Below are 10,131 nucleotides of genomic sequence, written 5' to 3'. Positions count from 1 at the left end.
AGGCACTATTGCCCAGTGGTTCTCTACTTTATACGCTGTTATCCACATGGTTTTACCCACGGTTTTGAACCTGTGGATATCTTTATCCACAACCCCAGCGATTTTCAACAACACCTGATTTTGGTGGATATCTCGTAGATTAAGCAAATTTAAAAACCAATAGTTACTAACAGTTTTATAAAGTTGTTTTCAGTGAAAAATCCGGCAAAATTCTTTTTCTTTTTGGGGCTTAAAAACTTGCGCCTGTTCATAGGTAACGGCTAGGTTTAACAGGTTGCTCTGCACTTGTTGACGCAGTAGCCCCAAAATTTACGGAGATCAAATGTCTAAGCGTACTTTCCAGCCAAACAACCGCCGTCGTGCCAAGACTCACGGCTTCCGTTTGCGCATGTCTACCCGTGCCGGTCGCGCTATTCTTTCAGCTCGTCGTCGCAAGGGTCGCGCTGAGCTTTCAGCCTAAATAGGTCCCAAGAACCTTCGTAGTCAATCGACTGTGGCTTAGATCACAATGTTGGCCCGCGAAAATCGCCTGATCAAGGCCGATGACTTTCGAAGCACAATGCGTGCCGGTCGAAAAGTTGGTTCAGACCACCTAGTCACCTACCTACAGCGGGATGAGACCCAGTCTCATACCCGCTTTGGTTTTGTGGTGGCAAAGACTGTTGGTGGTGCAGTCAAAAGAAACTTGGTCAAGCGCAGAATGCGCGAGATAGCCAGGGAACTCCTCAAAGAATATTCCTCAGGATTCACAGTCGTAGTCAGGGCCCTTCCGGGAGCAGCTGAAATCAACTGGGATCAACTGAGAACAGAACTTATAGCCTCGGTCTCGACTGGGGTGAAGAAGACAGCCGGATAAGTGCAGTTACTTTACATAATCTGGCTGGCACCAAGAAATTTCGTTATTGGATTTTTGAAGCTGTATCGAAAGCTCATCTCTCCGCTCTATGGGGATGTCTGTCGCTACTACCCAAGTTGTAGTTCCTACGGCTTGCAACAAATCCAGCAACGCGGCGTGATTCTTGGATCGGTGTTGACCGTATTCAGAATCATTCGCTGCAACCCGTGGTCGCAAGGAGGCGTCGACGAGGTAAAGCCAGGTTCAGGCTTTTTCTGGGTAACCAGTAAGGGCTTTGTAGTTCCAAAGAAGGGTAATTAAATGCCAGATCTTTTATGGCCAATCAAATGGGTAATTGAGCTCATTCTGGTTGCATTCCACAGCCTGTTCACCTTTATCGGTATGGAACCAACTCAGGGCATTACCTGGGTGCTTTCAATCGTTGGTCTGACCGTGATTGTGCGTGCGGCGCTGATTCCGGTGTTCGTGAAGCAGATTAAGAGCCAGCGAAACATGATGGTGGCCCAGCCAGAAATCATGAAGCTGCAAAAGAAGTACAAGGGCAAGAACGACCGCGAATCTCGCGAGAAGTTTGCCAAAGAGCAGATGGAGCTCTACAAGCGCACCGGCTCAAACCCACTGAGCTCATGCTTGCCGCTGCTGATTCAGATGCCGATTTTCTCCGGTTTGTTCTTCGTTTTGAACGACGCTCAGAACTCAATCGCTCGTGGCACCGGCGGTGTTGGCCTAATGAACGAGCAGCTGTCAAACCAGTTTGCGGTCTCGGAGCTATTCGGCGCCCCACTAAAAGACACCTTCTTGACTAGCAGTACCCTTGAGGTCAAGATTCTTGCGGCCGTAATGATTATCGTGATGACCACCACCCAGTTCATCACCCAGAAGCAGATCATGGCTAAGAACCAGAACCCAGAGACCATGAACAGCCAGTACATGCAAACTCAGAAAATCATGCTGGTGCTGTTTCCAGTTATCTTTGCGATCTCAGGTATCTCGTTCCCACTGGGCGTGATGTTCTACTGGTTGGCATCTAACTTCTGGACCATGGGTCAGCAGTACATCGTTATTCGTAACATGCCAACTCCAGGCTCAAAGGCACACCACGAACGCGAGGCTCGCCTTGCTAAGAAGGGCAAGTTGCCAAAGAAGACCGAAGAGCCAGAGGCCGAAATCGTTGAGGAAACCCCTCGTCAGCGCACCCAACCAACCGGAAAAGCCCGCGCCAAGAAGGGTAAGAAGTAGGAATTATGTCTGAAGAATTGAACGAAACCGTCGTGGACGAAACTGAAGTACAGGCCCCGGAAGCCGCTGAATCAGCGGAATCTAGCGTCAAGGCCCTTGAAGAAGAAGGCGACATCGCTGCCGACTACCTAGAGGAACTGCTAGATATCTTTGACCTTGATGGCGATATTGACATCGATGTTCGCCAAGGTCGCGCCTACCTAGAGGTGACCGCAAATGGTGACAGCAACCTTCGCCTGATTTCGGACCCAGAAACAGTTGAGGCTCTGCAGGAGCTAACTCGCCTGGCAGTTCAGGTAAAGACCACCAACTTCAGCCGCTTGATTCTTGATGTTGGCGGTTCACGCCAGGCTCGCGTTGATGAGCTAACCCGCATCGTGAACAAGCTGATTGCCAAGGTAAAAGACACCGGCGAGGCTGTGCCAATGAAGCCAATGTCTTCTTACGAGCGCAAGATTGTTCACGACGTGATTTCAGAGGCTGGCCTTGTGTCAGAGTCTGAGGGCGAAGGCCGCGAGCGTCACATTGTCATTAAACCTTCATAAGGGTTAGTCAGTCAGCTCGTCGCTGTATTTCGGTTCGGGCTATATACGCCCTTCACCAAAACACAGCTGCGCGCCTGACAGTTTCACGTGAAACATTGAGGAATTCATGACAGATCTTGATTTCACTCCCGAAGCGGAGCCCTCAGCCGCTGCCCTCATATTCGCGGATCGAATCGAGGCTGCACGTAAATACACCGCTGCCCTAGTTCGTGACGGTGAAACATACGGACTATTGGGACCTCGCGAATACCCAAAGATTTGGACCAGGCACGTACTGAACTCTGCCGTGGTTGCCGAACTGGTCTCCCCTGGGCAAACCGTGGGCGATGTTGGCTCAGGTGCCGGACTGCCGGGAATACCAATGGCGATTGCCCAACCAGAGGCCGAATTCGTTTTGATCGAGCCAATGGAGCGCAGATCTGAATGGCTAAAGCAGACCGTTGAAGAGCTGGGCCTAAAAAACGTTCGAGTCCTACGAAACCGGGCCGAAGAAGTCGGTGAGGTTTTTGACGTGGTGACTGCCCGTGCGGTTAAGGCCATGCCGCAGTTGCTGCGGATGTGCGTGCCAATGACCAAAAATGGCGGCGAAATTATTGCACTCAAGGGAGCCAAGGCTGGCGAAGAAATCGAAGAGGCCAAGCCCCTAATGAAGAAATTGGGCATAGAAAGCTTTGAAATCGTATTCACTGGCGAACAGTTCCTGGACGAACCAACTCGCGTGGTGCGAACTAAGTTATTGTGATAACCGGAATGTTTCACGTGAAACCGAAGGGGGTATCTGAATGAGCATGACCGGCTCTCCCCTAGGCGATGAACTGTTTCAGTCGTCCTCTCGTCTCAAGAAGATCGAGGCCACCCCGCTACCTAAGCCGCTAAAGACCAGAGTTATATCGGTTTCTAACCAAAAAGGTGGCGTAGGCAAGACCACATCAACCGTGAACCTGGCCGCAGCCCTCGCCGCAAAGAGCCTAAAGGTACTGGTTATTGACCTGGACCCTCAGGGAAACGCCTCAACAGCACTGGGCATTGAGCACGGCGAAGGCACCCTTGGCATTTACGAGGTCCTGATTGAAGGCGCCGAAATCAAGGACGCCGTTCAGGTCAGCCCGGAAAACCCAAACCTAAGCTGCCTTCCGGCGACCATCGATTTGGCCGGCGCCGAGATTGAGATTGTCACAGCCTTTGAGCGTGAAAACTGGCACGCGCTGCTAAAGACCGCGATCGACACCTATCTGGCTCAAGGTAACCACCCCGATTACATCTTTATTGACTGCCCACCAAGCCTTGGGCTTTTGACGGTAAATGCCTTTGTTGCCGCCACCGAGGTATTGCTTCCGATTCAATGTGAGTACTACGCGCTAGAGGGCCTAAGCCAGTTGCTCAGAAACATTGAGCGAATTCAGCAGGCCCTAAACCCACAGTTGGTGCTGTCCACAATTCTTCTGACTATGTATGACAGCCGAACCAAGCTGGCCTCGGCCGTGGTTGATGATGTTCGTCAGCACTTCCCTGCTCAGACCTTGAATTCGGTGATTCCACGAAATGTTCGAGTTTCTGAGGCACCTAGTTTTGGTCGCACGGTGATCAGCCATGACAAATCTTCTGTCGGTAGCTTGAGTTATCTTGAAGCCGCAATCGAAATCGCACAAAAGGGAGCACAAAATGGCAGATAAAAAGAAGGTTGGCCTGGGCCGCGGAATTGGCGCACTGATTCCAACCTCAGCCGTTCCGAGCGAGCGCCCAATCGACGTTTTCTTCTCTGGAAATGGCGAAAATGGCAAAAAACCCGAATCTGCACAAGAACTTGTACAAGTTGACGGCCTTCGCTTCGGTGAATTGGACGTCACCGCAATCCAACCAAATGCCGCTCAACCACGAAAAGTTTTTGAAGCGGAGCCATTTGCCGAACTCGTGCACTCGGTTAAGGAGTTTGGTGTTCTGCAGCCAATCGTGGTTCGTGAACTTTCACCGGGCAAGTACGAACTCATCATGGGTGAGCGTCGCCTTCGTGCCTCTAAAGAAGCCGGACTCAAAAAGATCCCTGCGGTTATTCGTGAAACATCGGATGACAACATGCTTCGCGATGCACTGTTGGAAAACATTCACCGCGCAAACCTAAACCCACTTGAAGAAGCCTCTGCTTATCAGCAGCTGCTGAGCGACTTTGGCATTACCCAGGATCAGCTGGCTGAAAAGATTGGTCGCTCACGACCACAGATCACCAACACCATTCGTTTGTTAAAGCTGCCAATCTCAGTTCAGCAAAAGGTTGCCGCTGGTGTTCTTTCTGCGGGTCACGCACGTGCAATTCTTTCTGCACCAGATGCATCCCGCATGGAGTACTTCGCCAACAAGGTAATCAATGAGGGGCTATCGGTTCGCTCACTTGAAGAACTCGTTGGCATGGACAAGCCAGTTGCAACCGCGGGCAAAGCAACCATTACTCAGGGAGCGCGCAAGGATTCACTAAAAGTGATTGCCGAGCAACTTGGTGATCGCTTGAATACCAAAGTCTCGATTAACTTGGGTAAGAAAAAAGGTCAGCTAGTCATCGATTTCGCGACGGTAGCTGACCTTAATCGAATTCTTAAAGAACTTGGTCAGGAAATCAAGTATTAGCTAATAGCTGATTTCAAATCCTCCGCACGATCGGTGCGTTCCCAGGTAAAGTTTGGAAGCTCACGACCAAAGTGACCATAGGTTGCAGTCTGCGCGTAAATCGGACGAAGCAAATCAAGCGCCTCGATGATTGCCTTTGGACGAAGATCAAAAACATCTTCAATCGCCGCAACAATTTTTTCTTCGGCAACGTGTGCGGTTCCAAAAGTTTCAACGTACAAACCAACTGGACGTGCAACACCAATTGCGTAGGCAACCTGAACCTCTGCACGATCAGCAAGCCCAGCAGCCACAACGTTCTTGGCTACCCAACGCATGGCGTATGCAGCGGAGCGGTCAACCTTTGATGGGTCCTTACCGCTGAAAGCACCACCACCGTGACGACTTGCGCCACCGTAGGTGTCAACAATAATTTTGCGACCGGTCAAACCGGCGTCACCCATTGGGCCACCAATTTCAAACTTGCCGGTTGGGTTAATGAATAGGTTCACACCAGAGAAATCCAAACCGGTGGACTCAAGAATTGGATTGATAACCTCTGCGGTCATTGCCTCAACAATTTGCGCGTGAGTTACACCAGGATTGTGCTGGGTTGACAACACAACTGCCTCAATGGTTTTAGGAGTCGCACCGTCATAACCAATGGTGACCTGAGTCTTGCCATCTGGGCGAAGAAAATCAACCTTGCCACTCTTGCGAACTTCGGCAAGCTTCTCGCTCAATCGGTGTGAAATTGTGATTGCGGTTGGCGAAAGTGTTGCGGTCTCATTGGTGGCATAACCAAACATGATTCCCTGGTCACCCGCACCTTGCGAGTCGTATTTGTCGCCAGAGTTGCCCACGCGGTTTTCGAAACCGTCATCAACACCTTGCGCGATGTCGGGTGATTGAGCACCGATAGAAACCGATACACCACAGCTCTTGCCATCGAAGCCGATGTCAGATGAGGTGTAACCGATGTCTTGAATCTTTTGGCGAACCAGCGCTGGAATTTCTACGTAGCCCGCGGTGGTAACTTCACCGGCAACGTGAACGAGTCCGGTGGTGACCATGGTCTCAACCGCAACACGTGAGTGCGGGTCTTGTTCTAGCATGGCGTCGAGAATAGTGTCCGAGATTTGGTCACAAATTTTATCTGGGTGACCCTCAGTCACAGACTCTGATGTAAATAGGCGAAGAGTGCTCATTAGGAGTGCATCATTTCTGTTAGAGGAGTGGAACTATTTAGTTTTTGTTTCGGTGTTTCGTATCAGTGTTACAGGTTTCGTTTTGCCGCTTCGGCTAACGAATAGTAGACCTCGCCGAGCGTGTTGCCACTGGCAGCAATTGCCTGCGGAACCAGCGAGGTTTCGGTTAGCCCCGGGGCAACGTTTGCCTCAAGGAACCAGCACACACCCTTTTTATCAACGATCATGTCGATGCGAGAAATGTGGCGTAATCCTAGAATTTCGTGAGCGCGAATCGCAATCTTGGCCGCCTCTTCATTGACCTGCGGCTTGACCCTGGCTGGTACATAGAAGTTGGCCTCGCCGGCAATGTAGCGCTCGTGGTATCCGTACTTTCCATCGCGCGGTTCAATCTCAACCGGTGGCAGGGCAATCGGACCGGCACCCAAATCAATCACCGATATCGCAAGCTCAGTGCCCTCGATGTATTTTTCGATGATGGCGACATCGCAGTAAACGTAGGCGTCAATCATGGCGCGGTTTAGTTCGTTCTGAGTTTTGACGATGCTGACGCCCTGGGCAGAGCCCGATCGCGCCGGCTTAACCACAACCGGCAAAGCGATTGAACTGGTGACCGCCTTCAGCACTCCCTCGGCATCCAGCTCGCGGAAGGTGTCTTTTGGCAAGGTGATTGATGCCGGGGTTTGGATTCCATCACGTGAAACCAAGACCTTGGCAATTGATTTGTCCCACGCCAATCTAGACCCCGATGCAGTCGCGCCAACAAACGGCACACCGCTAAGGGTTAGAACATCGCGCAGAGCGCCGTCTTCACCGGATGCTCCGTGCAGGCAAGGGAAGATAACATCTGGCTTATCTTTTTTGATATTTGAAAGCAGCTCGTTGTCTGGTTCGCGAATTACAACTTCGGCGCCAAAATCGGTGAGAGCATCGGCAACTCTGCGGCCAGATTTAAGTGAGATGTCGCGCTCGTGTGAAATGCCACCGGCGAGCACGGTGATTTTTAGTTTGTTGCCAGCCTTGCCCTTGGGAATCATTTTGATACCTCTTTTTTATTTGGCGAAAGTTTCAAGCAGTTCGGTTTGCAGATTGATCACGTTAGACAAACGCTTGATACCAATCTTGATATTTTCTGGTGTTGGGTACGAGTAGCAAATACGCAAATTGCGCTGACCGGTGCCATCACCAAAGAATGCGGTTCCCGGTGTGTAAGCCACCAATTCCTTAACCGCTAGCGGCAACATCGCCTTTGAGTCGATTCCCTCTGGCAAAGTCAGCCACAGATAGAACCCACCATCGGGTGTTGTCGTTTCAACATTCGGCAAGTATTCGCGCACTGCCGACAGCGCTGCATCTTTGCGTTCGCGATAAACACCGCGGAAGGTGTCAATCTGCTTTTGCCAATCTGCGTGTGCCAAGTATTCGCTGATCATGAACTGGGTAAACGAGCTTGGGCAGAGCAGGGCTGATTCCTGCGCCAGCACTAGCTTGTCGCGAATCGCAGGTGGTGCAAGCACATAACCCACGCGGAAACCCGGTGCCAAAATCTTTGAGAATGAACCCAGATAGATCACGCCGTCTTCGTCGGTAGCGCGAAGTGCATCGGGTACTGGCTTGTCAAAATACAACAGACCGTATGGGTTGTCTTCAAGAATCAAGATGTGTTCGCGCTTGCAGATTTCAAGAATCTTTGGGCGGCGATCAGCAGAAAGAGTCACACCCGATGGGTTCGCGAAGTTTGGCACCAGGTACAAGAACTTAATTTTCTTGCCCTGCTTTTTCATTCTGTCGATTGACTCTTCAAGAGCTTCAGGGCTCATGCCGTTGTTATCGGTGTAGACGTGCTCAATGTGCGCTTCGTAGTGACGGAAAATACCGATAGCGCCAACGTAGCTAGGGCCCTCGGCCAGAACAACGTCACCCTCATCAAGGAATAGGCCGGCAATCATATCTAGGCCGTGCTGCGAACCGGTGGTGATCACGATGTCTTCAACCGATGAGTGGATTCCCTCAAGGGCCATTAGGTCGCGAATCTGATCGCGAAGTTTTAGGTCGCCCTGGCCGCCGGCGTACTGAATCGCCAGGTCGCCGCGGGTGCGCATCATGCTTTCGTAGGCATCGCTCAAAAGATCTTTGGGCAGGGCCGCAACGTAAGGCATTCCGCCGGCAAGGCTAACCACCTCTGGGCGGGACACCACAGAAAACAGGGCTCGAACTTCTGAAACCGTTAGGGTTTCCGCGCGCGCCGCATAAGCATCCAACCATTGGTCGAGATTATTTGCCTGCGGGGTGAGTTCGGTCATTAGATTAGTTTACTTAAAGCAATAGTCGGTCCCCTAGCGGAGACCGACTTTCGGTGTTGAAAAATTACTTGATGTAGTCGGCAAGGTCCTGAAGCAAGATGTTCTTTGGCTTCGCGCCAACCATTGACTTCACCACAGCGCCACCGTGGAAAACCTGCAGCGCAGGAATTCCGGTGATGCCATACTGCTGTGCCAGCTGAGGCTCGTTGTCTACGTTTACCTTTACGACCTCAAGCTTGTCGCCGTATTCGGCAGCAATCTCATCAAGGATCGGAGAGACCATGCGGCAAGGACCACACCACTCGGCCCAAAAGTCTACGAGGACTGGCTTTGGGTTTGAAAGTACATCAGCCTGGAAGCTGGCGGTGGTTACGTCCTTGGACATCTGAATCTCCTAATTTTGTACAGATTTGAAGCTAGTGGTTGGCCAGGAAGTGCTCTGCGTCTAGCGCAGCCACACAACCAGAGCCGGCGGCGGTAATTGCCTGACGGTAAGTCGGGTCAATCACATCTCCACAGGCAAAAACGCCCGGCAGATTGGTCTTTGAACTGCGACCCTCAACCTGAATGAACTTCTCAGGGGTGAGCGTGACCTGATCTTCAACAAGCCAGACCCTTGGATCATTTCCAACGGCAATAAAAAGTCCGTCCAAAGCTAGTTCGCTGGTTGAGCCGTCCACGGTGCTCTTTAGGGTCACGCCCTCTAGGTTCTTTTCACCCTTTAGCTCGGCCACTTCTGAGTTCCAGATGACTTCAATCTTTTCGTGGGCAAGGGCTCGGTCCTGCATGATTTTTGAGGCCTTGAAGGTATCGCGGCGGTGAATCAGGTAAACCTTTGAGGCAAATCGGGTCAAAAATAGGGCTTCTTCCATGGCTGAGTCGCCACCGCCAACTACGGCAATGGTCTTCTCGCGGAAGAAGAAACCGTCACAGGTGGCACACCATGAAACTCCGTGGCCAGAAAGCTCTTTTTCACGTGGCAAACCAAGCTCGCGATAGGCAGCTCCGGTTGCCAAAATCACGGTCTTGGCTTCAAAGGTCTCGCCCGCGCCGGTTTTAACAATCTTTACGTCACCCTTGAGGTCAACCTCAACCACGTCGTCCATCAGGATCTCAGTGCCAAAGCGCTCGGCCTGGGCCTGGAAGTGAGCCATCAGCTCAGGTCCCATTAGACCCTCTGGAAAACCAGGGTAGTTCTCTACCTCTGTGGTTTTCATTAGCTCGCCACCGGCTTCAACCGATGAAGCAATCAGTAGCGGCTTCAAACCCGCGCGTGCGGTGTAAATACCCGCGGTGTACCCAGCCGGGCCTGAACCAATAATGATGACGTCGCGCATTTGAATTTCTTTCCGGGCCTGTCACTTAGGCACTGTTTCTTACTT

At 51.5% G+C, this 10,131-nt stretch carries 13 protein-coding genes; 8 read left to right on the top strand and 5 right to left on the bottom strand.

Annotation, left to right across the window (positions count from 1 at the left end; translation table 11 throughout):
• The first annotated feature begins 322 nt into the window (after positions 1-322).
• The 8 genes from rpmH (at position 323) to RHOLA_RS06955 (ending at position 5,259) form a co-directional block, all read left to right on the top strand.
• Positions 323-460: a 50S ribosomal protein L34 gene (rpmH, locus tag RHOLA_RS06990; protein WP_038503470.1), complete on the top strand. Its 138-nt coding sequence runs from the start codon at positions 323-325 to the stop codon at positions 458-460.
• A gap of 48 nt (positions 461-508) precedes the next feature.
• On the top strand, positions 509-856 hold the full coding sequence (gene rnpA, locus RHOLA_RS07310; protein WP_038503467.1) for a ribonuclease P protein component: 348 nt from the start codon (positions 509-511) through the stop codon (positions 854-856).
• Complete coding sequence (gene yidD / locus RHOLA_RS07305; RefSeq protein ID WP_038503465.1) at positions 857-1,156, top strand: membrane protein insertion efficiency factor YidD; 300 nt, start codon at positions 857-859, stop codon at positions 1,154-1,156. It begins immediately after the preceding gene.
• Complete coding sequence (yidC, locus tag RHOLA_RS06975) at positions 1,157-2,095, top strand: membrane protein insertase YidC (RefSeq protein WP_038503463.1); 939 nt, start codon at positions 1,157-1,159, stop codon at positions 2,093-2,095.
• Between the two features lie 5 nt (positions 2,096-2,100).
• The gene (locus RHOLA_RS06970) at positions 2,101-2,640 is read left to right on the top strand and encodes a Jag family protein (protein WP_038503461.1); all 540 of its coding nucleotides are present in this window, start codon (positions 2,101-2,103) and stop codon (positions 2,638-2,640) included.
• A 106-nt stretch (positions 2,641-2,746) separates the two neighbouring features.
• The gene (gene rsmG, locus RHOLA_RS06965; protein WP_038503459.1) at positions 2,747-3,382 is read left to right on the top strand and encodes a 16S rRNA (guanine(527)-N(7))-methyltransferase RsmG; all 636 of its coding nucleotides are present in this window, start codon (positions 2,747-2,749) and stop codon (positions 3,380-3,382) included.
• Positions 3,383-3,422: 40 nt separating this feature from the next.
• On the top strand, positions 3,423-4,313 hold the full coding sequence (locus RHOLA_RS06960; RefSeq protein ID WP_038503458.1) for a ParA family protein: 891 nt from the start codon (positions 3,423-3,425) through the stop codon (positions 4,311-4,313).
• Positions 4,303-5,259 (top strand): ParB/RepB/Spo0J family partition protein, encoded by a 957-nt coding sequence (locus RHOLA_RS06955; RefSeq protein WP_038503457.1) that lies wholly within the window; start codon positions 4,303-4,305, stop codon positions 5,257-5,259. The genes RHOLA_RS06960 and RHOLA_RS06955 overlap by 11 nt, the downstream gene beginning before the upstream one ends.
• Here the strand turns inward: RHOLA_RS06955 and metK are convergent.
• From metK to trxB, 5 genes are all read right to left on the bottom strand, one after another.
• Positions 5,256-6,446, bottom strand: a complete 1,191-nt coding sequence (metK, locus tag RHOLA_RS06950) for a methionine adenosyltransferase (protein ID WP_038503454.1) — start codon at positions 6,444-6,446, stop codon at positions 5,256-5,258. The two genes, RHOLA_RS06955 and metK, sit on opposite strands and share 4 nt — an antisense overlap.
• 68 nt (positions 6,447-6,514) lie before the next feature.
• Positions 6,515-7,483, bottom strand: coding sequence for a D-alanine--D-alanine ligase family protein (locus RHOLA_RS06945; RefSeq protein WP_038503453.1), 969 nt, complete (start codon positions 7,481-7,483; stop codon positions 6,515-6,517).
• A 15-nt stretch (positions 7,484-7,498) separates the two neighbouring features.
• On the bottom strand, positions 7,499-8,749 hold the full coding sequence (locus RHOLA_RS06940) for an aminotransferase-like domain-containing protein (RefSeq protein WP_038503450.1): 1,251 nt from the start codon (positions 8,747-8,749) through the stop codon (positions 7,499-7,501).
• A 64-nt stretch (positions 8,750-8,813) separates the two neighbouring features.
• The gene (gene trxA, locus RHOLA_RS06935; protein ID WP_096334822.1) at positions 8,814-9,140 is read right to left on the bottom strand and encodes a thioredoxin; all 327 of its coding nucleotides are present in this window, start codon (positions 9,138-9,140) and stop codon (positions 8,814-8,816) included.
• Positions 9,141-9,165: 25 nt separating this feature from the next.
• Positions 9,166-10,086 carry a thioredoxin-disulfide reductase gene (gene trxB, locus RHOLA_RS06930; RefSeq protein ID WP_038503445.1) on the bottom strand — a complete coding sequence of 307 codons (921 nt, stop codon included), beginning with the start codon at positions 10,084-10,086 and terminating at the stop codon, positions 9,166-9,168.
• Positions 10,087-10,131: the final 45 nt, after the last annotated feature.

It is taken from the genome of Rhodoluna lacicola (genome assembly GCF_000699505.1).
Lineage (GTDB): Bacteria > Actinomycetota > Actinomycetes > Actinomycetales > Microbacteriaceae > Rhodoluna > Rhodoluna lacicola.
The sequence above is the reverse complement of the archived record's forward strand: the minus strand, read 5'-3'. Positions and strand labels throughout refer to the sequence as shown.

Excerpts from the sequence above, each read along its gene's own strand:
- RHOLA_RS06970 (WP_038503461.1), top strand. The coding sequence starts at position 2,101 with ATGTCTGAAGAATTGAACGAAACCGTCGTGGACGAAACTGAAGTACAG.
- RHOLA_RS06940 (WP_038503450.1), bottom strand. The coding sequence starts at position 8,749 with ATGACCGAACTCACCCCGCAGGCAAATAATCTCGACCAATGGTTGGAT.
- RHOLA_RS06960 (WP_038503458.1), top strand. The coding sequence starts at position 3,423 with ATGAGCATGACCGGCTCTCCCCTAGGCGATGAACTGTTTCAGTCGTCC.
- rpmH (WP_038503470.1), top strand. The coding sequence starts at position 323 with ATGTCTAAGCGTACTTTCCAGCCAAACAACCGCCGTCGTGCCAAGACT.
- yidC (WP_038503463.1), top strand. The coding sequence starts at position 1,157 with ATGCCAGATCTTTTATGGCCAATCAAATGGGTAATTGAGCTCATTCTG.
- rnpA (WP_038503467.1), top strand. The coding sequence starts at position 509 with ATGTTGGCCCGCGAAAATCGCCTGATCAAGGCCGATGACTTTCGAAGC.
- trxB (WP_038503445.1), bottom strand. The coding sequence starts at position 10,086 with ATGCGCGACGTCATCATTATTGGTTCAGGCCCGGCTGGGTACACCGCG.
- RHOLA_RS06955 (WP_038503457.1), top strand. The coding sequence starts at position 4,303 with ATGGCAGATAAAAAGAAGGTTGGCCTGGGCCGCGGAATTGGCGCACTG.
- RHOLA_RS06945 (WP_038503453.1), bottom strand. The coding sequence starts at position 7,483 with ATGATTCCCAAGGGCAAGGCTGGCAACAAACTAAAAATCACCGTGCTC.
- rsmG (WP_038503459.1), top strand. The coding sequence starts at position 2,747 with ATGACAGATCTTGATTTCACTCCCGAAGCGGAGCCCTCAGCCGCTGCC.
- metK (WP_038503454.1), bottom strand. The coding sequence starts at position 6,446 with ATGAGCACTCTTCGCCTATTTACATCAGAGTCTGTGACTGAGGGTCAC.